Origin of the sequence: Ramlibacter sp. PS4R-6 (assembly GCF_037572775.1) — a bacterium.
Classification (GTDB): domain Bacteria; phylum Pseudomonadota; class Gammaproteobacteria; order Burkholderiales; family Burkholderiaceae_C; genus Ramlibacter.
The window spans coordinates 1,723,614-1,749,041 of record NZ_JBBHKA010000001.1; the positions used below are offsets into that span (position 1 = coordinate 1,723,614).

The following is a 25,428-nucleotide window of genomic DNA, read 5'->3' on the forward strand; positions in this document are numbered from 1 at the left end:
TTCAGCCGATCCGGCCTTCGGCGCGCAGCTGCTCGCCGATCCGCGCAATCCGCGCTTCGCCTTCCGCCAGCGCCTGCGCGCTCGTGTGCACGGAGTAGTAGCCCAGCACCAGCGGGTACGGGTGCTTCACCGCCGAGGCCACGGCGAAGCCCGCGTCGGTCTCCGCGATGAAGTCGATGGGTGCGTCGCATTCGGCGAACACCGCCAGCGTCTTCTCGAGCGGCTCGCCGCTCGCGTGCACCACGCCGTCGAACGCGTAGGCCCAGGCCACCGTGTGCCCCGGCGTCGGGGTGAAGGTCCAGCGCTGGCCCTTCTTCAGCTCGACGTACAGGTACGTCGCCGAGCCGGGCGCGGCGATCGGGCTGAACGCGCCGCCGTAGCGACCGAGCAGCACGCGGGCGGGGCCCACGCGCGGCACTTCATTCGGCGCGATGTATTGCGCATGCGGCTGTGCGTTCTCGAAGCGCGGCGGCATCGCCACCCACAGCTGCAGCCCGCGGCCGCGCGCCGTGCCGGTCATGCGGCCGGTGTGCCACGCGCCGCCCGAGGCGCGCATCCATTCCACGCCGCCGGCGGGCAGCACGCCCTGGCCGCCGATCGTGTCTTCGTACGCGAGCTCGCCTTCGAGCAGGAACGTGAGCGTGGCGATGCCCGAGTGCGGGTGCATCCCGAACATCGGCGCATTGGACGGGTCGACCTCGAAGCGGTCGAGGAAGACGAAGGGCTTGATGGACTCGCCGATGTCCGACGGGCTCACCAGCCGCACGACGGGGCCGTGCGCGCGGCCGCGCGTGCGCTGCGTGATCGGGCGCTGGATGTCCTCGAGGATGCGCTCCTCGCGGGCGGTGGCAGCGGCGTTCATGCGCGGGCCAGCGCCGGGGACGCGCTGCGGTTGTCGATGCTGAACCAGCCGGGGCCGAAGGCCGCGACCTGCAGCAGGCCGCCGGTGATGGCGACGTTCTTCATGAACATGATGAACTGCAGCTGGTCCGACAGCTGGTTGTGGAACAGCGCGGCGGCGGCCAGCGTGAACGCGCCCAGCACCAGCGCCGCGAGGCGCGTGCGGTAGCCGGCGAGCAGCATGGCGCCGCCCACCACTTCGACCAGCACGGCGATGGCGTAGCCGGCCTGGGGGAAGGGCGCGCCGGACGAAGCGATGTAGGCCTGCGTGCCCGCCGGGTCGGCGAGCTTGGCCACGCCGCTCAGGAGGAAGAGCGAAGCGAGGAGGAGGCGGCCGGCGAAGGGGGCTGCGCCGGGCAGTTGCGAAGAGCGTGTCATGGGGAGTCCTGTTCCATCGGGTTGGCGATGGATTGAATATAGGCAGGACAATCACCCGGAAAAAGAGGTCCAGGCGCGACACGGCGTTCTGCTGGCAGGACAATCCCGCGCCGCGAACGGGCTCAGAAGGTCGGCAGCTTCCCGAACAGCTCCGCCGCCCAGTCGACGAACGCCCGCGTCTTGGCGCTGAGGTGCCGGTTGGGCGGGTACACCACGTGCAGCGGAATCGGCGGGTGCTTCCACTCGGGCAGCACCTCCACCAGCTCGCCGCTGGCGATGAAAGGCGCGGCGGCGAAACGCGCCGTCTGCGAGATGCCCAGCCCGGCCTGCACGCCCGCGAGGTGCGAGTTGCTTTCGTTGACTGCGATGCGGCGCTTGGCGACGAACTCGATGCGTTCGCCGCCTCGCTCGAAGATCTCGGGGTAGAGCTGGCCGGTGCGCGGCGAGATGTACGCGATCATCATGTGGCCGTTTTCCAGCTCCTGCGGGTGCTGCGGCATGCCGTGCTGTGCGATGTAGGCCTTCGAGGCGACGGTGACGAGCTCGAGGTTGGCGATGCGGCGCGCCACCAGCGACTGTTCCGTGATCTCGCCGCCGCGGATCACGCAATCGACGTTCTCGCCGACCAGGTCCACCGGCCGGTCGCCCACGCCCAGCTCCAGCTGGATGTCGGGGTACCTGGCGAAGAAGGTGGGCAGCGCCGGGATCACCACCAGGCGCGCGAGCATCGCGCCCACGTCGACGCGCAGCCGCCCGCTGGGGTTGGCCCGCGCGTTGGTCATGCTCGCCTCGATGTCGTCGATGTCGTTGAGCACGCGCGACGTGCGTTCGTAATAGGCGGCGCCTTCGGGCGTGACCGTGACGCGGCGCGTCGTGCGATTGAGCAAGCGCACCTTCAGCCGTTCTTCCAGGCGCTGGACCAGCTTGGTCACCGAGCCCTTGGGCAGGCCCAGCGACGCCGAGGCCTTGGTGAAGCTGCCGGCTTCCACCACCCGGGCGAACACGCGCATCGATTGGATCTGGTCCATGGGCGGGATTGTTATGCGGACGGAAACAAAGAACTGGCAGTTAGCACCTTTATCCGCATGCCGCGAGTGCCTATATTCGCTCCCATGTCGAATCCCGTCCTTGCCTTTGCCGACACCTCCATCGAGGTGAAAGGCCGCGCGCTGCGTGTGCGCGTCTATGGCAAGCGCCGTGCCGGTGCGGCGGTTCCGCTCGTGGTGCATTTCCACGGCGGTGCGTTCGTGGACGGCGACCTGGAAAGCGGCGAGTGCATGGCGCAGCTGCTGGTGGAGGCGGGCGCGAACGTGGTGTCCGTCGCCTATCCGCTGGCACCCGAACACCGCTTCCCGGATGCCGTCGAAGCGGGTTACGCCGCGCTGGAGTGGACCTACAAGAACCGCGCGAAGCTCGCAGGCACCGGCGCGCCGGTCTACCTCGCCGGCGACGAAGCCGGTGGCAACCTCGCCGCTGCGATCGCGCTCGTCGCACGCGACCGTGCGCATCCGCCGCTGGCCGGCCAGATCCTCGTGGCGCCGATGCTCGACCCGTGCGTGGGCACCGCGTCGCTGCGCGAGTCCATGCCATGCGACACCACCGGCTGCAAGTGGGCCGAAGGCTGGCAACAGTATTTGCGCGGCCCGATGGACGCCGAGCATCCGTATGCCGTGCCGGGCAAGGCGACGCGCCTGGCGGGCCTGCCGCCTGCGCTCGTGCTCACCGGCTGCGACGACCCGATGCGCGACGAAGCGATGCAGTACGCCGACAGGCTTCGCGCCGCGGGCATCGAGGTGACCGGCGAGGTGCTGCGCAGCCAGACCGACTGGCCCGAGTCGCTGGCCGAGCGCAACCCCGACGAATGTCCCTGCGCGAGCGAGGTGCGCGAGCACCTGCGCGCGTTCTTCCAGCCCGCGCTGGCGCCCAGCGGCTGACACGCCGGCGACACGTCGCCGAAACCCCTTGTCTTGACCTTGACATCGTGTCAACCCGGAGAGTCCGGGCGACGCGAAGGACGAACTCATCCCGGAATCCCGAACCTGTAAGGAAGAAACCATGACCACCGAAAACAACAACAAGCTCTCCCGCGACCGGCGCCTGTGGGCCTCGGTCGGCGTGCTGACCACCGTCACCGCCATCGCCTCCGCCGTGGTGGCGCTCGCCGGGCCCAGGGCGCAAGCCAACGCGGGCGAGGCGCCGCCGGCGGTGCCCGTCTCCGTCGCGGCGGTGAGCGAATCCGACGTGAGCCTGTGGGACGAGTTCTCCGGCCGCCTCGAGGCGGTGGAGCGCGTCGAGGTGCGTTCGCGCGTCGCGGGCCAGGTGCAGTCGGTGCATTTCCGCGAAGGCATGCTGGTGGGCAAGGGCGACTTGCTGATCACGATCGACCCCGCGCCCTATGCCGCCGAAGTCACGCGCGCCGAGGCACAGGTCGCGGCCGCGCAGGCGCGCTCCACGCATGCGCAGAGCGACCATGCGCGCGCGCAGCGCCTGGCGGAAGACAAGGCCATCTCGCAGCGCGAATACGAAGACCGCCTGAACGCCATGCGCGAGGCCGACGCCAACCTGCGCGCGGCGCAGGCGCAGCTGGAACAGTCGCGCCTGAACCTGGGCTACACGCAGGTGCGCGCGCCCATCGCGGGCCGCATCGGCAAGATCGAGATCACCGCCGGCAACCTCGTGGCCGCGGGCCCGGGCGCGCCGGTGCTGACGACGCTGGTTTCGGTCAGTCCCATCTACGCCAGCTTCGACACCGACGAACAGGTCGTGGTCAAGGCGCTGGGCAACATGCGCGGCGGCGACAGCGCCCGAGCGGCCCTCGGGCGCATCCCCGTGCGCATGGGCACGTCCGCCAGCGACGACACGCCGATCGAAGGCCGGCTGCAGCTGATCGACAACCAGGTCGACGTGAAGAGCGGCACGATCCGCGTGCGCGCCACCTTCGACAACAAGGACGGCACGCTGATCCCCGGCCAGTTCGCGCGCATCCGCATGGGGCAGGCGCAGGCCACCCGCGCGCTGCTGGTGAACGAGCGCGCCGTCGGCACCGACCAGAACAAGAAGTTCGTGTGGGTCGTGGGCGCGGAAAACAAGGCCGAGTACCGCGAGGTCACGCTGGGTTCCAGCGCCGATGGCCTGCGCATCGTCAAGTCGGGCCTCAAGCCCGGTGAGCGCATCGTCGTCAACGGCCTGCAGCGCGTGCGCCCCGGCGCCTTGCTGCAGCCGCAGGTCGTCGAGATGAATGCGCGTGCGGCCGCACCGGCGGCCAAATCGTCGTGATGCGCGGCGCAATCGTGAAAGAACAACAATGAATCTGTCGAAATTCTTCATCGACCGGCCGATCTTCGCCGGCGTGCTGTCGCTGCTCACGTTCCTGGCGGGCCTCATCGCCGTGGGCGGGCTGCCGATCTCGGAATACCCGGAGGTCGTGCCGCCCTCGATCGTGGTGCGCGCGAACTACCCCGGCGCCAACCCCAAGGTGATCGCCGAAACAGTGGCCACGCCGCTGGAAGAAGCGATCAACGGCGTCGAAGGCATGCTCTACATGAGCAGCCAGGCCACCACCGACGGCCTGATGACGCTGAACGTCACCTTCAAGCTGGGCACCGACCCCGACAAGGCGCAGCAGCTGGTGCAGAACCGCGTCGCGCAGGCCGAGGCGCGCCTGCCCGAGGAGGTGCGGCGGCTGGGCCTGTCGACCGTGAAGGCCTCCACCGACATCACGATCGTGGTGCACCTGCTCTCGCCCAACAACCGCTACGACATGACGTACCTGCGCAACTATGCGTTGCTCAACGTCAAGGACCGGCTGGCGCGCGTGCCGGGCGTGGGCGACGTGCAGATCTTCGGCGCCGGCGACTACGCGATGCGCGTGTGGCTGGACCCGCAGAAGGTGGCGCAGCGCGGCCTGTCCGCCGGTGACGTCACGCGTGCGATCCGCGAACAGAACGTGCAAGCCGCCGCAGGCGTGGTCGGCGCTTCGCCGAACGCGAAGGACGTCGACCTGCAGCTGTCGATCAACGCGCAGGGCCGCCTGCAAAGCGAAGAGGAGTTCGGCGACATCATCGTCAAGTCGGCCTCGGACGGCGGCGTCACGCGCCTGCGCGACGTGGCCCGCATCGAGCTGGGCGCGGCCGGCTACTCGCTGCGTTCGCTCCTGGACAACAAGGAAGCCGTGGGCATCGGCGTCTTCGCCGCGCCCGGCTCCAACGCACTGGCGATCTCCGACGGCGTGCGCGCCGCCATGAAGGACCTGAACGCCGCCATGCCCGAAGGCGTGCAGTACGACATCGTCTATGACCCGACGCAGTTCGTGCGCTCGTCGATCGAGTCGGTGGTGCACACGCTGCTCGAGGCGATCGCGCTCGTGGTGCTGGTCGTCATCCTGTTCCTGCAGACCTGGCGCGCGTCGATCATCCCGCTCCTGGCCGTTCCCGTGTCCGTGGTCGGCACGTTTGCCGTGATGCACCTGTTCGGCTTCTCGATCAACGCGCTGAGCCTGTTCGGGCTGGTGCTGGCGATCGGCATCGTGGTCGACGATGCGATCGTGGTGGTGGAGAACGTCGAGCGCAACATCGAGGCGGGCCTGACGCCACGCGAGGCGACCTATCGCGCCATGCGCGAAGTGTCGGGCCCCATCATCGCGATCGCCCTGGTGCTGATCGCCGTGTTCGTGCCGCTGGCCTTCATCAGCGGCCTGACGGGCCAGTTCTACCGGCAGTTCGCGCTGACCATCGCGATGTCCACGGTGATCTCGGCGGTGAATTCGCTGACGCTGTCGCCTGCGCTGGCCGCCATCCTGCTCAAGGGCCACGACGAGCCCAAGGACGCGTTGACCCGCTGGATGGACCGCACCTTCGGCCGCTTCTTCGCCTGGTTCAACCGCATGTTCGGCCGTGCCGGCGTGGGCTACACGCAGGGTGTGACGCGCGCGGTGTCGCGCAAGGCGCTGATGCTGGGCGTCTACGCGGTGCTCGCGCTGGCGACGCTCGGCCTGTTCAAGCTGGTGCCCAGCGGCTTCGTGCCGGCGCAGGACAAGCAGTACCTGATCGGCTTCGCGCAGCTGCCCGACGGCGCCACGCTGGACCGCACCGAGGACGTGATCCGCCGCATGAGCGACATCACGCTCAAGCAGCCGGGCATCGAGCACGCCGTGGCCTTCCCGGGCCTGTCGATCAACGGCTTCACCAACAGCTCCAACGCCGGCATCGTCTTTGCCACGCTCAAGCCCTTCGACGAGCGCAAGGGTGCGGAGCTGAGCGTCGGCGCCATCGCGCAGCAGCTGAACATGAAGTACGGCCAGATCCAGGACGCTTTCGTGATGATGTTCCCGCCGCCGCCCGTGCAGGGCCTGGGCACCACCGGCGGCTTCAAGCTGCAGCTGGAAGACCGCGGCTCGCTCGGCTACGAAGCGCTGGACGGCGCGCTCAAGGCCTTCATGGCCAAGGCCTACCAGACGCCCGAGCTCGCGGGCCTGTTCTCCAGCTTCCAGCTGAACGTGCCGCAGCTGTACGCCAACATCGACCGCACCAAGGCGCGCCAGCTCGGCGTGCCGGTGACGGAAGTGTTCGACACGATGCAGACCTACCTGGGCAGCGTGTACGTGAACGACTTCAACAAGTTCGGCCGCACCTACTCCGTGCGCGTGCAGGCCGACGCGCCGTTCCGCGCGCGTGCCGACGACATCGGCCAGCTCAAGGTTCGCTCCAGCACCGGCGAGATGGTGCCGCTGGCGGCGCTGATGACCGTGAACCCGAGCTTCGGCCCCGAGCGTGCGATGCGCTACAACGCCTACCTCTCGGCCGACATCAATGGCGGCCCCGCGCCCGGCTTCTCGTCGGGCCAGGCCCAGGACGCGGTCAAGCGCATCGCCGCCGAAACCTTGCCCAAGGGCATCGCCTTCGAATGGACCGAGCTGACCTACCAGGAAATCCTGGCGGGCAACTCCGCGGTGTGGGTGTTCCCGCTGGCGATCCTGCTGGTGTTCCTGGTGCTGGCCGCGCAATACGAGAGCCTGACGCTGCCGCTGGCCATCGTGCTGATCGTGCCCATGGGCATCCTCGCGGCGATGACCGGTGTGTGGCTCTCGCGCGGCGACAACAACGTCTTCACGCAGATCGGGCTGATGGTCTTGGTGGGCTTGTCGGCGAAGAACGCGATCCTGATCGTGGAGTTCGCGCGCGAGCTGGAGTTCGCCGGCCGCGCGCCGGTCCAGGCGGCGATCGAAGCGGCCCGCCTGCGCCTGCGCCCGATCCTGATGACGTCGATGGCGTTCGTGATGGGCGTGCTGCCGCTGGTGCTGAGCACGGGTGCCGGCTCGGAGATGCGCCGCGCGATGGGCATCGCGGTGTTCTCCGGAATGATCGGCGTGACGGCCTTCGGCCTGTTCCTCACGCCGGTGTTCTACGTGGCGCTGCGCAAGCTCACCGGCAACCGCCCGCTCAAGCTGCACGGCGAAGTGCCGCACGCCGAAGCGTTCGCGCATCCCGATTTCGGCGGCGGCGCGAACGCGCGCCCCGTGGCCGCCGCGCCCCTGAAAGGCATCGAATGATGAACAAGAAACTGTTTGCCCCCACGCTGCTGCTTTCCGCGCTGGTGCTCGCGGGCTGCGCGTCGATCCCCGACGCGCCGGCGCAGCCGCCGGTGCCCGCGCAATTCCGCGAAAGCGCCGAACGTTGGCTCGCCTCCGCACCCGCCGAAGCGCAGGAGCGTGGCGCCTGGTGGAAGTCGTTCCAGGACCCGGTGCTCGACTCGCTGGTCGAGCGCGCGGGCTCGGCCAACACGACGATCCAGCAGGCCGCCGCGCGCCTGGCGCAGGCACGCGCGATTGCTCGCGACGTGGACGCCAACCGCTACCCGCAAGTCGGCATCGGCGCAGGCGCCGCGCGCCAGGCCGGCGCGAGCACGGCCAACGGCATGACGCCGGCGACGATCACGACCGCCGGTGCGAGCCTGTCGTACGAAGTCGACCTGTTCGGCAAGCTGGCGAAGGCCAGCAACGCCGCTTCGCTCGATGCGAAGTCGCGCGAGGCGCTGCTGCAAAGCACGCGGCTGCTGGTGCAATCGCAAACGGCGCAAACCTACCTCGCGCTGCGTGCCGTCGACGAAGACCGCGCGATCATGCGCGCGACGGTGCAGGCTTACGAGGGCACGCTGCGCCTGACGCAGCGGCGCCAGCAGGCCGGCGACATCGCCGAGCTGGACGTGGCCCGTGTCGAAACCGAACTCGCCTCGACGCAATCGGAAGCGCTGGCGCTCGACCGGCGCCGCGCCGAGCTGGAGCATGAACTCGCCGTCCTCGTCGGCGAGGCGGCCGCGCACTTCCAGCTGCCCGAGCGCGAATGGACCACGGCGCTGCCGCGCATCCCCGCGGGCGTGCCGGCGACCGTGCTGGCACGGCGCCCCGACGTGTCGGCCGCGCAATCGCAGATCCTCGCCGCGCAGGCGCGCGTGGGCGTGGCGCGGACCGCATGGCTGCCCGACATCTCGCTCACGGCGAACGGCGGTTACGCGTCGCCGGAACTGGGCGACCTGTTCAAGTGGTCCGCGCGCGCCTGGGGCGTGGGCGCGCTGCTGTCGCTGCCGATCTTCGACGGCGGGCGGCGCGAGGCTGGTATCCAGTCCGCCAACGCGCAGCTCGACGGTGCGGCCGCCGCTTACCGCGAGCAGGTGCTGGTGGCGTTCAAGGAGGTGGAGGACCAGCTGTCGGGCCTGCGGCTGCTGGACGAGCAGTCGCAGGTGCAGGCACGCGCCGTGTCGTCCGCGGCTCGCGCGACGCAGCTGTCGGAATCGCGTTACCGCAACGGCCTGGACAGCCAGCTGGAGCTGCTGGATGCGCGCCGCAGCGAACTGCGCAACCGGCGCGCGGCCTTGCAGGTGAAAGCCAGCCAGTACCAGGCCACGGTGGGCCTGATCCGCGCGCTGGGCGGCGGCTGGGGGGTGTGATCAGTGGACGGTGACCGCCTCCACGGCGGGCATCGCCAGCTCGCGGCCGACCATGGCGCGCGCGAACAGGTAGTTGTCGCGGGCTCTGTCGCCCAGGCCGTCCAGGTCCACGTGGCCCTGGGGGTCGCAGGGAAAGGCGAAACCGCGGCCGCTGTTGAACAGCGAGCGGTAGCAAAGCTGGAAGGAGTGGGCGGTGGGGGTGGGGGCCATTTTTGCGTCTCCGGGCGCGGTGCGCCATGGCCGTATTTATCGTCGCCGCCGGGTGCGGACCCTTAGGGCGCGTTCGCATCGGCCTTAGGGGGTTTGCCTAGGCTTCCCCTCCCGGCGCATACTGCGCCTGCCCCGCCCCAGGCGACGGGCGCGGCGTTCCCAACAACAGTCGCCGACGAGAGGACCAGCATGGACAGGAGACATGTTCAGCGCGGCCTCGGCGCCCTTGCGTTGTTCGCGCTGAGTGCAGCCGCAATCGCCCAATCAGGTCTTACCTTCAAGAGCTCGTGCATGGGCGTGGGCGCCAGCCCGCCCGAAGCCCTCGCGGGGCGCGAGGGGCAGACGTTCTCGGTCGGGAACTACGTCTGCAACGCCGAGAGCGGGCCGCTCGAGGGCGCCACCTTCACGGGCTCCAACATCTGGCACTGGAACAGCGGCAACGCCACCTTCGTGTCGGGCAACGGCGTCGCGCGCAAGCCCGGCGCGCAGGCGGTCTACGAGACCACCACCGGAAAGATGAAACTGCTCATGAACGGCAACCAGGTGGTCGGCTTCGAAGGCGAGGGCAAGGGCATCTACCGCGTCGCCACCGGCTCGGCCGCCGCGCTGGAAGGCAAGACCGTCAGCTACAAGTTCAAGTCCACCGGGCCCGGGCGGTTCGAGGTCGTGTCGACGGTCGACTGAGGCGGTGCGTCAGTGGGTGCGGCAGGCGCGCAGGGTCTCGCGGCGCATCTCCTTGTCACCCTGCAGCGTCACCACCTCGACCTCGCTGCATTCGACATCGAGCTTGCGCAGTTCCTTCGTGCGCACCACGTAGCCCTGCGGGTCGATGCCGTTGGACTCGCCGTAGATCAGCGCGAGCAGCACGACGCGGTCGCGGAACTGCTTCGCTTCCGGCGAGTCCAGCCATTCCGCGGCTAGCGCCGGCAGCGCCAGCGCGAGCGCGCTACCAAGGATCCACGAAGCGCGCACGCGCCTTCCTTTCGGCCTTTGCGGCCTGAAGGCCGCGCACCAGCCACGCGCGCGTCTCGGCAGGGTCGATCACCGCGTCGATCTCCAGCGTCTGCGCCATGTTCATGGCCTCGCCGTTCGCGTATTGCTGCGCGACGAGCTTGTCGAAGAGCGCATCGCGCTCGGCGCCGGCCCCGGCCGCATCGAGCTCCTTGCGGAAGCCCAGGCGCACCGCGCCTTCCAGCCCCATCGCACCGAACTCGCCCGTGGGCCACGCCACGGTGAACACGGGCGCGTCGAAGCCGCCCGCGGTCATCGCCTGCGCGCCCAGGCCGTAACCCTTGCGCGTGACGACGGCGAAGAAGGGCACCGACAGTTGCGCCGCCACCACGAACATGCGGCTGGCGTGGCGCACCTGCGCCTGCGCCTCGATGTCGGGGCCGACCATGTAGCCGGGCGTGTCGGTGAGCGACACCAGGGGCAGGCCGTGCGCGTCGCACAGCTGCATGAAGCGCGCGGCCTTGTCGGCGCCCTCGGGGTCGATCGCGCCGCCCAGGTGCTGCGGGTCGTTGGCAAGCACGCCCACCGGGCGGCCTTCGATGCGCGCGAGGGCGGTGACCATGCCGCGCCCGAAGCCGCGGCGCAGCTCCAGCACCGAACCGGTGTCGAACAGGCCGTGCAGCACGTCGCGCATCTCGTAGACGCGCAGGCGGTTCTCGGGCACGGCGTTGCGCAGCAGCTCCTGCTGCGCGCAGGCCCAGCCGGCGATGGGGCCCTGGAAGTAGGAGAGGTAGCGCTTGGCGACGGCCACCGCTTCGGCCTCGTCCTTCACCAGCACGTCGATCACGCCGTTGCGCGATTGCACGTCGCTGGGCCCGACCTCCTCGGGCTTGAAGACGCCCAGGCCGCCGCCTTCGATCATCGCGGGCCCGCCCATGCCGATGTTGCTGGCCTGCGTGGCGATGATCACGTCGCAGCAGCCGAGGAGCGCGGCGTTGCCCGCGAAGCAGCGGCCGTGCACGATGCCGACGACGGGCACGCGGCCCGACAGTGCCGCGAACTGCGAGAAGGTGTGGTTGTTCAGGCCCGCGACCACCGGCATGTCGACGTCGCCGGGCCGCCCGCCACCGCCTTCCGCGAACAGCACCAAGGGCAGCTTCAGCCGGTGCGCCAGCGCCAGCATGCGATCCTTCTTGTGGTGGTTGCGCATGCCTTGCGTGCCGGCGAGCACGGTGTAGTCATACGCCATCACCACGCAGCGCGAGGCCTCCGGCCCGAAGTCCTTCGCATTGACGGTCGCGATGCCCGTGACCAGGCCGTCCGCCGGCGTGTTGGCCACCAGGTCTTCCATCGAGCGGCGGCGCGACTGCGCGGCCACCGCCAGTGCTCCGTATTCGATGAAGCTGCCGGCGTCGCACAGGTCCGCGACGTTCTCGCGCGCGGTGCGGCCGCCTTGTGCGTGGCGCTTGGCGACGGCTTCCGTGCGGTTGGCGTCCAGCGTGAAGGCGTGGCGGTCGATGACGCGCTGCAGGTCGGGGCGGATGGCCGCGGGATCGTTCGCCGTCTTGCTCGCTTCCACGGCGCCGGCCGCAGCGGCGGGTTCCAGCAGCGCCAGCAGCGCGCCTTCCTCGACCATGTCGCCGGCGGCCACGCGCCACTCGCGCACGCGCGTGCCCTGCGGCAGCGGCACCACGTGCTCCATCTTCATGGCCTCGAGGACGAGGGCGGGTTCCAGTTCGACGACGCGCGCCGCCATGGGGGCGCGGATTTCGCTGGACGAGGGCGGCTTGCGGGACATAAGTCCCGCTATTTCAGCAGAAAGTGACGGCGCAACGCTGTCACCCCGGCGCAGGCCGGGGCCCGGTGTCTTCTACGCAGTCACCTTCACGCGGGCCGCTGCGCGCCGAACCCGATCGCCGAGGCGATGCTCGACATGATCGATGCGCGCGCCGGCTCGAGCGGCCGGTCCTTCAGCCCCAGCTCCACGCGCAGGCCTTCGATCAGCTCCGAGACACCCGGCTCGGACATCATCGAGAAGTGCGAACCGCCCACCTCGGTGACGCGGATGGCGCCGTGCACGTGCTGCTCCCAGCCCAGCGTGCGGCCGGCCGCGAGGTACTGCATCTCGGCCTCGGTGGCGCGGAACAGCACGACGTCGCCGTCGTAGGCCGCCGGCGTGTAGCGCGATTGCGCCTCGACGAAGTTGCGGAACAGGTGGTGCTCGACCAGTTCCGGCGGCAGCGGCTCGCCGCGTGCGAGGCGTTCGAGCGCCTGCGCGTATTCGTTGTCGCCCTGCTTGCCCTTGCGGCGGCGCTCGCGCCAGTCCATCACGAAGGCCCAGGACCAGTGCCGCGCCAGCCAGAGCTTCTTCCACGCCGGCACCGGCGTGCGCGCCGCGACCGGCGCCAGCGTGTCGATCATCGCCAGCAGCGTCACCTGCGCGCCGTCACGCTTGAGCTGCTGCGCCATCTCCAGCGCGATCACGCCGCCCGCGGAATACCCCGCCAACTGGTACGGCCCACGCGGCTGCACCGTGCGGATCGCCTCGACGTACTGCCTCGCCATCTCCTCGACCGACTTCAGCGGCTGCAGGCGGCCGTCCACGCCTTGCGCCTGCAGGCCGTAGAAGGGCTGGTCCGCGCCGAGGCGGTCGGAGATGACCTTGAAGTTGAGCACGTTGCCGCCCGCGCCGTGCACGCAGAAGAGCGGCGCGCGCTCGGCGCTGCCCTTGCAGATGGCCACCAGCGGCGACCATGAGCGCGTGACCAGCGGGATCACGTTGGACTTGCGCGTGGGTTCCGCCGACGCCAGCGGGATGTTCGCGTGCTGTGCCACCAGCGCGGCCAGCGCGCCCAGCGTCGGCGCCTGGAACAGCGTGGCCAGCGGCAGGTCCACGCTGTATTGCTTGCGGATGCGCGCGAACAGGCGCACCGCAGCCAGCGAATGCCCGCCGAGCGCGAAGAAGTCGTCGTCGGGCGCCACGTCGTCCACGCCGAGCAGCTCGCGCCAGACGTCGGCCAGCAGGGCTTCGACCGGGTTGAGCGTGCTTGCCGATGCAGACGCGGAAGCCTTGGCGCGCGCCTGCGGCTTGGGCGTGGCTTGCGCGAGCACGCGCGCCAGCGCATCGAGGTCGATCGACGATACGACGAGGTCGCGCGCGCCGCCGCCGAGGATGCGTTCGAACAGGGCCGGCGCGTCCTCGCCGCGGATGCCGCAGGCGAGCATCAGGTCGGTCAGGCTCGCTTCGCGCTGCGCGGCGTGGCTGGACACGGCCTCCGGTTGCACGGGCCGCAGCGAGAAACCTTCGAAGGTCGCCAGCGGCTTGCCGGTTTCGGTCGACAGTGCGACGTCGAAGGTGGCGAGCCGTTCACCGGCGGCGCTGCGCAGCTTCACGGTGCTCGCGATGCGCGGCGGCAGCGGGGCGGCGATGCGGATGCGGTCGACCGACAGCGGCACGAAAAGCTGCCCGGCGCGCTTGTTGGCGTCCAGCAGGTGCAGGCCGAAGGTCGCGGCCATGTCGGTCAGCGCGGGGTGCACGGCCCAGGTGCGCACGTCGTCGTGGAAATTCGGCGCGAGCTCCAGGTGCGCCTGCGCGCGGCCCGTGCCCAGCTGCATGCGCGTGAGGTTGCGCCAGCGCTCGCCGAAGTCGACGGCGCCGTCCTGCGGGATCACGCCCGGCTGCCAGCCGGTGGCGGGCACGCTCGCGCCGTGCGCCAGCTCGCCGAGGAACACGGCGGTGGTGGCGTGCGCATGCTCCAGCCATTCGCCGCTGGTGGCGGCGCGGCTGCGCACGGTGAATTCGTACGCCGTGCCGGTGCGGCGCAACTCCGTTCGCACGACGCGCGTCTCGCCCGGCTCGAACACCATCGCCTCCTCGAAGGACAGCGAGCGGATCTCGACGGCGGCGCGCGGGTGCAGCGCCATCATCGCGGCGCGGGCGATCTCGATGTAGGCCGTGCCCGGCAGCACCGCGCGGCCGCCGACGCGGTGTTCGCGCAGCACCCACAGCTTGTTGCTGTCGTAGGCGGCCTCGAAGGTGGCGCCGCCTTCGCTGTCCACCTGCACACCCAATAGCGGGTGCGAAGCCAGGCCCGCCTCGGCGGCGACCTCGTGGCCGTAGGCGCGCGCGGCCATGCCGCGGTCGCCCCAGATACCCCAGCGGATCGCCAGGCCGTCGTCGCGCGACGCGGCCAGCGCGTCCAGGAAGGCATTCGCGGCCACGTAGTCCACCTGCCCCGCGCCGCCCAGCAGGACGCTGGTGGAGGAGAACACGGCGAACACGTCGAGGTCGCCGGGCGGCAGCAGTTCGTGCAGCACCTGCGCGCCGGCCGCCTTCGCGCCGATCACGCGTTCGATGCTCTCGGGCGTCTTGGTGGCGATGGGCGCGTCTTCCAGCACCCCGGCCGCATGGAACACGCCGTTGATCGTGCCGAAGCGCGCGCGGCACTCGCCGATCACGCGCGTCATGGCGCGGCGGTCGGCGACGTCGGCGGACAGCGCCAGCACTTGCGCGCCTTGTGCTTCGAGCGCGAGCAGGCGGCGCACCAGGCGCACGTCGCGGGAATGGTCGCCGCTGGCGGCCAGGGCCGGCCAGCTGGCGCGCGGGGGCAGCGCGCGGCGGCCGACGAGGGCCAGTCGCGCCTTCTTCTCTTTTGCGAGCCACGCGGCGAGGTCGAGCCCGATGTCGCCGAAGCCGCCGGTGATGAGGTACACACCTCGTTCGCGCACGAGGGCCTGGCCCGCCGGTTGCGGCGCGGCGCCGAGCTGCTGCGCGAATCGTTCGCCGCCCCGGTAGGCGACGAGGTCGGGGCCTTGCGGCTGCACCGCTTCGCGCACGATGGCGGCGGCTGCGCCGGAGGGGTTCAGTTCGGACTGCGCGAAGTCGATGAGGCGCGCGGTGACCTGCGGCAGCTCGCGCGGGATCACGCGGCACGGGCCGATGGCGAGCGCGCGCTCGGCATGCGGCACGGCCTCGCCGCGCACGGACACCGTGCCCGCGCTCACCACGATGAGCTGCAGGGCATGCGACACGTCGGCTTCCTGCAGCGCGCGCGCGAGGTGCACGAGGCTGTCGAAGGCCAGTGCGCGGTCGCCGGCCTGCGCATGCACGGCGCCGGGGACCGTCTCCAGCGCCCACAGGTGCACGATGCGTGCCGGCAGGCGCTGCTGCTCTTCGAGCATGCGCAGCAGCTGCGTGTAGGGGTCGGCCTGCGCCGGCGCCATGGTGAAGCTGCCGTCACGGAAGGCCTCGAAGGCTTCGCCGCGGCGCACGAGCGTCACGCGGGCACGCGCCGCCGCGGCTTGCGCGACGACCTCTTCGGTCAGCTGCGCATCGGTGCCGAAGACCAGCCAGTCCTCGCCGTCCTTCGCGGTGGCGGCGGCCAGCGGCGAGGGTGTCCATTGCGGCACGCGGAACCAGTCGGCGGGCGCGGGCAAGCGCTCCAGCGCGGGGCGCTTGGCCACGGGCGCTGCGGGTTGCGCGGCTTCCGTCGTGCGGATGCCGGGCTCGATCCAGTAGCGCTGGTGGTCGAAGGCGTACGTGGGCAGCGGCGTGCGGCGGGGTTTGCCCGGGCCGCGCAGCGCCTGCCAGTCGGGCGCGAGGCCGCGCGTCCACAGCGCGCCGGCCGAGGTGAGCATGAGCGCGAGGTCGGCATTCGGCTCCTGCGCCTTGCAGGTGGAGGCCAGCACCATGCGCTGCGCGCCCAGCTGGTTCTGACGTGCGAGCGCCGACAGGCCCTGGCCGGGCCCGACCTCGATGAGGATGGCGTCGGGCATGTCCTTCACCAGCGACAAGCCATCGGCGAAGCGCACCGGCTGGCGCAGGTGGCGCACCCAGTACTCGGGGTCGGCGATGAGCTGCGCATCGGCCCAGCCGCCCGTCACGTTGGAGATGAAAGGCAGTTGCGGCGCGGCGAAGCGCATGCGCGCGACGCGCTCGCGGAAGCTGCCCAGCACGCCGTCGAGCAGGCGCGAATGCGCGGCCACGTCGATGTGCAGGCGGCGCGGCTCCAGGCCACGCTCCTTGAGTTTCGCCTCCAGTTGCGCGATGGCGTCCAGCGAGCCGGACGCGATGCACAGGTCGGGCGCGTTGACGGCGGCCACGTCCAGCGGCAGGCCTTCCATCGCCGCGCGCAGCTCCGCTTCGTCGAGGTCGACCGAGAGCATGGCACCTGCGGGTGCCTGCTCGAACAGCTGCCCGCGCAAGGTCACGATGGCCAGCGCGTCGGCCAGCGACATCGCGCCCGCCAGGCAGGCGGCCGCGTACTCACCGGCGCTGTGGCCGACGACGGCCGCGGGCTTCACGCCCCAGCTCGCCCACAGCTTCGCGATGGCGTATTCGAGGATGAAGAGCGCGGGGATGGCGTAGCGGGGCTTTTGCAGCGTGCGCGCCGCCTGCTCGTCGCCCAGCGCGAACATGACGGTGCGCAGGTCGGCCGGCGCATCGGCCGGCAGCTGCGCGAAGCACTCGTCCACCGCTGTCGCGAAGGCCGGCTGCGACAGCAGCTCGCGCCCCGCGCCGGGGTAGTGCGCGCCGCCGCCGGGGAACATGAAGACCACGCGCGGCGTGTCGCTGCCCGCTTTCGAGACCACGCTGCGCGCATGCGACTTGGCCTGCAGCACGGCGCGCAGCTCGTCCACGTCCCTCGCGACGGCGACCATGCGGTGCTCGAACTCGCGGCGCCCGGCTTGCAGCGTGTACGCCGCGTCGGCCAGGTCGAAGCCGGGCGGCGGCCCGGCGAGGAACTCGACCCACTTCGCCTTCAGCCCGTCCAGCGAGGAGGGCGTGCGGGCGGAGAAGGTGAAGACCTGCGGTTGGTCCAGGCTCGTGCGCGTCGCCTTCGCGATCGGCGACTCCTCGACGATCACGTGCGCGTTGGTGCCGCCCACGCCCAGTGAGTTGACGCCGGCGCGGCGCGGCGTCGCACCGCGCTCCCAGGGCTTGGCCTGCGCCATCACCTGGAACGGCGTCTGCTCGATGCCCATGCGTGAGTTCGCGCGCGAGAAATTCAGCGACGGCGGGATCAGCCCGTGCCGCATCGCCAGCACCACCTTGATCAGCGACGCCGTTCCGGCGGCCGTGTCCAGGTGGCCGATGTTGGTCTTGATCGAGCCGATGCCGCAGAAGCCCTTGCCGCCGGCGCCGTACGCCTGCGAGAGGGCTGCGATCTCGATGGGGTCGCCCACCGGTGTGCCTGTGCCGTGCGCCTCGACGTAGCTGACCGTGCCCGGCTCGACGCCTGCGACAGCGAGCGCCTCGGCGGCGGCCGCGGCCTGCCCGTCGACGCTGGGCGCGAGGTAACCCGCCTTGCCGTAGCCGTCGTTGTTGACGGCCGAGCCGCGGATCAGCGCGTAGATGTTGTCGCCGTCGCGCAGCGCGTCTTCCGCGCGGCGCAGCACGACCACGGCGGCGCCGCTGCCAAAAATCGTGCCTTGCGCTTCATCGTCGAACGCGCGGCAATGCCCGTCGGGCGAGAGGATCTCGCCTTCGGCATAGCGGTAGCCCTGGCGGTGCGGCAGGTCGATGCTCACGCCGCCGGCCAGCGCCATGTCGCATTCGCCGGACAGCAGGCTCTGCGCCGCCACGTGCACGGCGACCAGCGAGGTCGAGCACGCCGTCTGCACCGACATGCTCGGCCCCTTCAGGTCGAGCAGGTACGACACGCGCGTGCACAGGAAGTCCTTGTCGTTGCCGGTATGCCGCAGCAGGAACAGGCCCATGGACTTCACCAGCTGCGGGTTCGTCAGCAGGTTGTAGCTCATGTACGCCTGCATGCCGCAGCCGCCGAACACGCCGATGGAGCCGCCGAATTTCTCGGGCGCGTGGCCCGCATCCTCCAGAGCTTCCCAGCAGCACTCGAGGAAGTGGCGGTGCTGCGGGTCGAGCACCGCGGCGTCCTTCTTCGAGAAGCCGAAGAAGTCGGCGTCGAACATTTCCATGTCCGGCAGCACCAGCGACGCCTTCACGTAATTGGGGTCGGCGAGCTCGGCGTCGGCCACGCCGTTCGCGCGCAGCTCGTCGTCGGTGAGCCATTGCGCGGCTTCCTTGCCGCCCGCGAGCAGGCGCCACAGTTCGGCCGGCGTGCGCGCGGAGGGGAAGCGGCCGGCGATGCCGACGATGGCGATGCTGCCGGGCTCGACGCTGGACTTCTCGTCGTTCATGGGCACCTCATGCCGGTGTGTTGGCGCCGGCGGCGCGCGATCGCATCATCCGGCGCGCCTGCGCACGGGCCAGGCCATCGTTGACCGCATGGGCCTGCGGCTCGCCGCCGCCCAGGTGGGCCGCCAGCGCCTTGATCGTGGGCAGCCGGAACATGTCGGTGATCGACACCTCGCGCCCGCACGCTTCGCGCAGGCGCCGCTGCACCTGCACGACCAGGAGCGAATGGCCGCCCAGGTCGAAGAAGTTGTCGGTGGTGCCCACCTGCGGCAGGCCCAGCACGTCTTGCCAGATGGCGGCAATCGTCTTTTCCAGCTCGCTGTTGGGCGTGCTGGTCGTCGGCGGCAGCACGGCGATGACCGCGTTCGGTTCGGGCAGGGCCTTGCGGTCCACCTTGCCGTTGGGCGTGCTGGGGAAGGCGGGCAGCACCAGCACGGCCTGCGGCACCATGATCTCGGGCAGCTCCTTCGCGATGCCCGCGCGCAGCGCATCGGCTTCGAGCCGCGCGTTCGCCTGCGCCGTGACATAGCCGAGCAGCCGCTTCTCGCCCGAGGCGTCGTCGCGCGCGATCACGACCGCGTCCTTCACGCCCGGGAGTTTCGCGAGCACGCTCTCGATCTCGCCGAGCTCGATGCGGTGGCCGCGGATCTTCACCTGGTGGTCGATGCGGCCGAGGAAGTCGATCGTGCCGTCGGCGCGGAAGCGCACCAGGTCGCCGGTGCGATACCAGCGCGCACCTTGTTCATCCGTGACGAAACGCTCGGCGGTGAGCTCGGGGCGCCCGTGGTAGCCACGGGTCACGCCGTCGCCGCCGATCCAGAGTTCGCCGGGAACGAGCGCCGGGCAGTCGTGGCCGCCGGCGTTCACCACGCGCAGCTGCGTGTTGGCGATGGGCGTGCCCAGCGGCACGAAGTCGCCCACTTCCTTCAGCTCGCACGTGGTCGACCAGATGGTCGTTTCCGTCGGGCCGTACATGTTGATCAACTGGCCGGGCACCAGCGCGCGCAGGTCCTTCGCCAGTTTCAGCGGCAAGGCTTCGCCGCCGACCATGAGCGCCTGGAGCTTGGAGAGCGCCGCGCGGCCGGGTGCGTCGGCGACCAGCATCGAGGCCATCGATGGCGTGCACTGCAGGTGCGTGACGTCGCGCGCCAGCACCTGCTCGGCCGCCGAGACGCGCTGCGTCGCCGGCTGCATCTCGCGCGCGGCGTCCATCAGCGCCTTCAGGTGCTGCAGGTGGTCCAGCACGGTTTGCGTCGCGATGCCGAAGTCGACCAGGCAGGCGATCTCGTCCACGCCCGCGTCGCGCAGCTTGCCGACCATCGCCAGGCAGCGCTCCTGCGTGCCGAAGAGGGCGCTGGTGCCGTAGTAGCGGTTGAAGGCGTGCTCCAGCAGCGCGTCGGTCTCTTCCTCGGTCAGCGGCGCCTGCTCCATGATCTCGACGGGGTTCTTGCCGTCCTGCGCCGCGCGCTGCACGAAGGTGGGGAAGGACCACGCGGCCTGGCGGATCAGGTCCACCGAGCTGCGCAGGTAGTCCTTCATCGGCTTGCGCACCGTCTCGCGCACGGTGTCGTCGTCGTCGCCGACGAAGGTGTGCAGCATCAGCGTCACGTGCGGCTTGCCGGCGTGGCCGGCCTTGTGCCACGCGGCACGGTACAGCTTGAGCTTCTCGGCGACGTCCTCGATCTTCTGGCCGAGCAGGTGCGTGAGCAGGTGGCAGCCGAGCGTGCCCGCCTGTTCGAACGTTTCCGGGTTACCGGCGGCCGTCACCCAAACGGGCAACTCTTTCTGGATCGGGCGCGGCAGCGCCTGCACCTCGACGTCCTTGCCGTTCGGGCCGGGGAAGGGTAGCTTCTCGCCGCGCCACAGGCGCCGCACCACGTCGATGTTGCGCAGCATCGCGTTCTTGCGGTCGGCGAAGGCGTCGGGCGCGATCACGAAGTCGTTGGGCTGCCAGCCCGAGGCGAACGAGATGCCGACGCGGCCTTGCGAGATGTTGTCGACGAAGGCCCACTCTTCCGCGACGCGGATCGGGTGGTGCAGCGGCAGCACGCAGCTGCCGGCGCGGATCTGGATGCGCGAGGTGCAGGCCGCGATGGCCGCGCTCGTCACCGCGGGATTGGGGTAAAGGCCGCCGAACGCGTGGAAGTGCCGTTCGGGTGTCCACACGGCCGAGAAGCCGTTGGCGTCGCCGAACTTCGCGCCTTCCATCAGCACGCGGTAGCGGTCCTGGGCGGTAGAGGCGTGGTCGCTCGCGAAGTAGAACAGGCTGAACTCGGGCGCCTTCGCCTCGGCCTTCACGGTGTTGGAGTGCAGCACCACGGTGAAGCCGCGCGCAAGCGTCCAGCACAGCTCCAGCACGGAGATGTCGAACGACAGGCTGGTCACCGCCAGCCAGCGGCCGGGCGGATCGTGAGCGATGCGCGGGTCCATGCCCGCGAAGAAGTTCATCACGTTGCGGTGCGTGACCACGACGCCCTTGGGCTTGCCGGTCGAGCCGGAGGTGTAGATCACGTAGGCCGCGCGGGACGGGTCGGCCTTCGGCAGCGGTTGCGTGGATTCGCCCGGCAGCGACGCGAGCGTGCCTTCGGTGATCACGAGCTTCGTGCCCGAGTCCTCGACCATGAAATCGAGCCGGTCGCGCGGGTACTCGGGGTCGAGCGGCAGGTAGGCGGCGCCGGCCTTCAGGATGGCCTGCTGCGCGATGAGCAACTCGGCGCTGCGGTGCAGGCACAGGCCGACGATGTCACCGGGCTGAACGCCCGCGGCGACGAGGCGCCGTGCGAGCGAGGTCGAGCGTTCGTCGAATTCGCGGTACGTCAGTTGTGCGCCGTGGAACTCGACGGCGATGCGGTCGGGCGTGCGTTGCGCCTGCGCGGCGATCGCTTCGTGCACCCCGGTGCCCGACTCGAATTCGCGGGCGGTCTCGTTCAGGGCCGCGATGCGTTCGCGCTCGTCGTCGGGCAGCAAGGTGCCCACGTCGAGCCAGTGCGACAGCTGGCGCGCCATGCAAGCCACGGTCTCGCGCGCCAAAGCGGGCCCCGCGACGAGTTCCATGCGTTCGCCGTGCAGCGACAGCATCAGGTCGGTGTGCGGCGGCAGGTCGCTGCGGCCGTCCAGCGCGACGGCGATGCGGATGGTGTCCAGGACCGGATGCTTCTCGCCCAGGCGCGCGGGCAGGTCGCGCGGGTAGGGGCCGGCGACGCGCACCTGCGCGAAGTCGCCGTCGAAGGGCACCACGTCCTGCAGCCAGGGCTCGAGGCCCCGCGCGGCTTGCGCGATCGCCGGATCGCACAGCAGGACCGTCACGCGCTCCTGCGCGCACAAGGCGCGCAGCCAATCGATGAAAGCCTGCGCCGTGCGTTCGCCGTCGGCGCCGGCGTCCAGCGCGACACGCGTCACTTCCGTGCCCGCCAGCTCGCGCGGGTAGGGCAGTTCGACCGGCGCCAGGTGCGTGAGCGCCGCCGCCCAGTGGCGTTCGCCGCGTGCGAGGGCCGGCAGGGCTGCGGCGATGCGATCGCGCAATGCGGCGTCGAGCAGGGGCAGCTGCTTCGGCAGGTCGCGCACGGGTTCGGCCAGCGTCAGGACGACGTCGCCCGCGGCGGTGGCCACCGTCACCGAGCGGTCCTGCGCCTGCACGACGGTGCCGGGCGCCGCATGCGACGCCGCCTGGTCGACCTGCGCGTCGCGCACGAGCACCGTGCGCTCGCCCACCAGCAGCTTCGGCCTGGCCAGCGGGTTGGCATACGTGCCGAAGTCCAGCGCCTTCACCAGCGCGACGATCTCGCGCGCGGTCTTCGTGAAATCGAGGGTCGCGAGCGTGTCGGGACGCTTGTCGCGGCCGAAGTACGTCCGCTCGCCGGCTTGCGCGGTCAGCTCGAGCTCGCCGCGTGCGGCGTCGGCGGCGATCTGCGCGAAGGCGGCCAGGCCGGCCTCGTAGCAGCGGGCGTTCAGTTCCAGCGAGGTCTCGCCGGCGGTGACGGGGAACATCGCCTGCTTCACGATGCGGCCGGCGTCCACGCGCGCCGTCATCTCGTGCCACGTGATGCCGTGCTGGCTCTCGCCATTCAGCAGCGCCCACACCGGCGCGTTCAGGCCCGCGTAGCGGGGCAGCGGGCCGTCGTGGAAATTGACCGCCAGCTTCGCCGGCAGCCGCAGGAACGTTTCCGGCAGGACCTCGAGGTTCGCGACGCTGAAGAGGTAGTCGCAAGCCACGTCCGGGGCCTGCAAGGCTTCGCCGGCGGCGAACTGGCGGTGCGCGATGCCCGCGTCGCGGGCCCAGTGCGCGATCTCCGCGTTGCGCGTCACGACATGCGCGACGCAGTGCCCGGCATCGAGCCAGGCTTGCGCGCAGCGCACCAGGAGAGTCCCGTCTCCCACGAAAACAGCACCCGTACTGCTCATCTCTCTCAGTGCCTTTCAGTCACGCAGGTCACGCCTCGGCCATGTTAGGCAGCGAAGAATCGTTCGTGGGCCGCGTGCGCCCTGCTCAGTTGGTTGATGTCACTGGCCGAGCCACAGTTCGTGCGTTTCAGCACGAAGTCGGGGTCGGCCGGCGCGCGCAGCACCACGGCCAGCGCGCAGTCGTCGTACGCATGCACCACCGCGCCGCGGCCGGCGCACAGCCCGTTGCTGCGCTCCAGGTGCACGTCGAAGCGGCTCGCGTTGCGCGGCATGCACAGGATGCGCGGGTTCGCGTCGACGAGGCCCGTGCCGCAGGCCTTCCAGAAGGCCTCCAGCGCGGTCCAGTGGAAGAAGAAGGCCTTGGTCGTCACCGGCTGCGGCGCGATCACGAAGGCGCCCAGCAGCCCGGCGTCGATCGGCCGCGATTCGATGCATTCCACGTCCACGCCGATGGGCGCGGTGCGCGTCACGGCGCACGCCACGGCGGTGCGCGTGCGCGACAGGCTCACGTGCAGGTCGGGGTGGCGCGCGATGAAAGGCATGCCGCGCGTGTCGTGGCGCAGCTCGATCTCCGCCGCGTCGACCTCGCAGTCGTTCGCGACCAGCGCGCGCAGCAAGGCGTGCACGACGGCGAAGGCGCGGCGGTCCGCTTCGAAGCGCAGGCGGCGCATCGCTTCGCGTTCCTCCTCGGACAGCAGGCGCTCGATGGCCTCGATGTCGCGATGCGCGAACTCCGTGGGGCGCGCGCAGGCCAGGTGGACTTCAGGCGCGTGCATGGCTTTCCGCCCGCGCGTTGCGGTGCGCGCGGTCGAACTCCGAGAATCGGCGCGCGTTCAGGCGGCGCCAGGCATCGTTGGTGCGGCTGATGGCCTCGGACCAGGCCTTCCAGGCGCGGATGCGCTCGGGCGAGCCGGGTGCGTGCGAATGCAGCTCCTGCCAGGCGTGTCGTTCACGGTCGACCGATTCGGTGTATGCCGCGGCCAGTGGGTCGTCGTGTGATGTGCGGTGCTCGTCCATGGGTTTTGCTGCGCTTCGTGCAAGCCCATGAATAGTGCGTCACCGCGCGGCTCATCCGTGCCCCGTGTAACCAAGTTCCGCTTGCGTCCTACAGCCCGGAAGGGCTAAGACTTTCATTCGTGCTCATTCGAGCAACGCGCGGCGGATCGGCTCGATCCAGCTGTTGGTCTTCGTCGAGAAAGCGCCGAAGTCCGAACCGAAATTCCAGTAGGTCCAGCCGATGCCGCGCTTCTCGGCCTCGTCGCGCACGATGCGCGCGTACTCGGCGCGCATCTTCAGGTCGACCTTCTCGTAGGTGCCGAACTCGCCCAGGTGCACCGGGTAGCCGCTTTGCTGGTTCCAGCGGATCGCCATGTCCAGCGCGTTCGAGATCTGCGCGCGGTCCTTCGGGCTGCAGCAGGTGGGGCCCATGGGGAACTGCGGCATCCACTCCATGCCCTGGTGCGTGAAGGGGAAGGGGTCGTAGTTGTGGATCGCGACGATGACGTTGCGGTCGCGCGGCACCCGCAGCTTCGGCAGCTCGGGGATGGCGTTCCATTCGCCGGGGCCGATCAGCACCGTGCGGGTGGGGTTCGTGGCGCGCACGACTGACAGCACTTGCGCGGCCAGCTGGTTCCAGGGCTCGCCGTTCAGGCGCCCGTGCGGCTCGTTCAGCAGCTCGAAGAGCAGCTTCGGCGGCTTGTCCTTGTAGCGCGCGGCGATCTGCTTCCACAGGTTCACCAGGCGCTGCTCCAGCACCGCGGGGTCGACCTCGAACTCGTTGGGGTGCTGCTTGTCGCCCGACAGCTGCGTGTAGTGGTGCACGTCGACGATGACGTACATCCCCTTGGCGAGGAACGCGTCGATCACCTGGTCGACGCGTTTGGCGAATTCCTCGTCGATGGTGGCGTCGGCCGTCTTGGCGGCGTGGTTGCTCCAGCGCACCGGCACGCGCACCGTCTTGAAGGGGCCCGCGACGAGGTCGGCATACGCGGGGTCCCACTTCATGCCCCAGTCGCCTTCGCGGGGCGCGTCGAGCATGTTCCCCATGTTGATGCCGCGGCCCAGCGACTTGGCGACGGCGCAGGTTTCGGGGCTGACGGCCGCGCACGATTGCGCGGCTTGCGCGGCGCCGGCGGCGAGGAACAGGAGCAGGGCGATGTACTTGTGCATGCGGCGAATTGTTGTCGCGGCAAGCGCGCACCACGGGCGCTCATCCGCAGTTTGCGGCGCAGTCCTACAGGGCATGCGCGCGGGCCCGCCGGAGAAAAGCGGGACGACCGTGACGAATGACATGGCCCACCGTCGCCGTTCGTTGCTTTCGCGCCGAGACAACCCCCGGCCATCGCCGCGTTGCTTCGTCTTCGACAACACGCGTGGGGCGCATGTCCATCGCCGTTGTGGCGAGCGTCCTACACGCCGTCTGCGGCGTATCCGACACCTACAAAATGGTGCGGGTTCTTACATTGGAGGCCGCTGAGTCAGCGACCATT

General features: G+C 70.3%; 15 protein-coding genes and 1 pseudogene. 5 read left to right on the forward strand and 11 right to left on the reverse strand.

The window, feature by feature from the left end; translation table 11 throughout:
* Nucleotide 1 precedes the first annotated feature (1 nt).
* From WG903_RS08450 to WG903_RS08460, 3 genes are all read right to left on the reverse strand, one after another.
* A complete protein-coding gene (locus WG903_RS08450) occupies nt 2–862 on the reverse strand; it encodes a pirin family protein (RefSeq protein ID WP_340074232.1) in 861 nt (286 codons plus the stop codon).
* Nucleotides 859–1,278, reverse strand: a complete 420-nt coding sequence (locus WG903_RS08455; protein WP_340074234.1) for a DoxX family protein — start codon at nt 1,276–1,278, stop codon at nt 859–861. Before WG903_RS08455 ends, WG903_RS08450 begins: the two co-directional genes overlap by 4 nt.
* Nucleotides 1,279–1,400: 122 nt before the next feature.
* Nucleotides 1,401–2,306, reverse strand: a complete 906-nt coding sequence (locus tag WG903_RS08460) for a LysR family transcriptional regulator (RefSeq protein WP_340074236.1) — start codon at nt 2,304–2,306, stop codon at nt 1,401–1,403.
* An 84-nt stretch (nt 2,307–2,390) separates the two neighbouring features.
* On the opposite strand from WG903_RS08460, the gene WG903_RS08465 reads away from it, so the two are divergent.
* The 4 genes from WG903_RS08465 to WG903_RS08480 all read left to right on the forward strand — a co-directional run bounded on the left by WG903_RS08465 (nt 2,391) and on the right by WG903_RS08480 (nt 9,219).
* The gene (locus WG903_RS08465; RefSeq protein WP_340074238.1) at nt 2,391–3,212 is read left to right on the forward strand and encodes an alpha/beta hydrolase; all 822 of its coding nucleotides are present in this window, start codon (nt 2,391–2,393) and stop codon (nt 3,210–3,212) included.
* Nucleotides 3,213–3,333: 121 nt separating this feature from the next.
* Nucleotides 3,334–4,554, forward strand: a complete 1,221-nt coding sequence (locus WG903_RS08470; RefSeq protein ID WP_340074240.1) for an efflux RND transporter periplasmic adaptor subunit — start codon at nt 3,334–3,336, stop codon at nt 4,552–4,554.
* Between the two features lie 28 nt (nt 4,555–4,582).
* Nucleotides 4,583–7,825: an efflux RND transporter permease subunit gene (locus tag WG903_RS08475; protein WP_340074242.1), complete on the forward strand. Its 3,243-nt coding sequence runs from the start codon at nt 4,583–4,585 to the stop codon at nt 7,823–7,825.
* Nucleotides 7,825–9,219, forward strand: a complete 1,395-nt coding sequence (locus WG903_RS08480; RefSeq protein ID WP_340074244.1) for an efflux transporter outer membrane subunit — start codon at nt 7,825–7,827, stop codon at nt 9,217–9,219. The genes WG903_RS08475 and WG903_RS08480 overlap by 1 nt, the downstream gene beginning before the upstream one ends.
* On the opposite strand, the gene WG903_RS08485 is transcribed toward WG903_RS08480, so the two are convergent.
* The gene (locus tag WG903_RS08485; RefSeq protein ID WP_340074246.1) at nt 9,220–9,429 is read right to left on the reverse strand and encodes a hypothetical protein; all 210 of its coding nucleotides are present in this window, start codon (nt 9,427–9,429) and stop codon (nt 9,220–9,222) included.
* 291 nt (nt 9,430–9,720) lie between these two features.
* Between WG903_RS08485 and WG903_RS08490 the strand changes: the two genes are divergently transcribed.
* Complete coding sequence (locus tag WG903_RS08490) at nt 9,721–10,113, forward strand: hypothetical protein (protein WP_340074248.1); 393 nt, start codon at nt 9,721–9,723, stop codon at nt 10,111–10,113.
* Nucleotides 10,114–10,122: 9 nt separating this feature from the next.
* On the opposite strand, the gene WG903_RS08495 is transcribed toward WG903_RS08490, so the two are convergent.
* From WG903_RS08495 to WG903_RS08525, 7 genes and pseudogenes are all read right to left on the reverse strand, one after another.
* Nucleotides 10,123–10,401: a hypothetical protein gene (locus WG903_RS08495; RefSeq protein ID WP_340074250.1), complete on the reverse strand. Its 279-nt coding sequence runs from the start codon at nt 10,399–10,401 to the stop codon at nt 10,123–10,125.
* Nucleotides 10,376–12,148 (reverse strand): annotated as a pseudogene (locus WG903_RS08500) (carboxyl transferase domain-containing protein); the annotation flags it as partial. The pseudogene WG903_RS08500 and the gene WG903_RS08495, both read right to left, overlap by 26 nt.
* Nucleotides 12,149–12,264: 116 nt before the next feature.
* Complete coding sequence (locus tag WG903_RS08505) at nt 12,265–18,540, reverse strand: type I polyketide synthase (protein ID WP_340074252.1); 6,276 nt, start codon at nt 18,538–18,540, stop codon at nt 12,265–12,267.
* Nucleotides 18,541–18,547: 7 nt separating this feature from the next.
* Entirely contained in the window at nt 18,548–22,915 is a 4,368-nt protein-coding gene (locus tag WG903_RS08510) for a MupA/Atu3671 family FMN-dependent luciferase-like monooxygenase (protein WP_340074254.1), read from the reverse strand.
* Nucleotides 22,916–22,983: 68 nt separating this feature from the next.
* On the reverse strand, nt 22,984–23,715 hold the full coding sequence (locus tag WG903_RS08515) for a 4'-phosphopantetheinyl transferase family protein (protein WP_340074256.1): 732 nt from the start codon (nt 23,713–23,715) through the stop codon (nt 22,984–22,986).
* Nucleotides 23,702–23,956 carry a hypothetical protein gene (locus tag WG903_RS08520; RefSeq protein WP_340074257.1) on the reverse strand — a complete coding sequence of 85 codons (255 nt, stop codon included), beginning with the start codon at nt 23,954–23,956 and terminating at the stop codon, nt 23,702–23,704. Before WG903_RS08520 ends, WG903_RS08515 begins: the two co-directional genes overlap by 14 nt.
* A 123-nt stretch (nt 23,957–24,079) precedes the next feature.
* The gene (locus tag WG903_RS08525; protein WP_340074258.1) at nt 24,080–25,108 is read right to left on the reverse strand and encodes a glycoside hydrolase family 5 protein; all 1,029 of its coding nucleotides are present in this window, start codon (nt 25,106–25,108) and stop codon (nt 24,080–24,082) included.
* Nucleotides 25,109–25,428 lie beyond the last annotated feature (320 nt).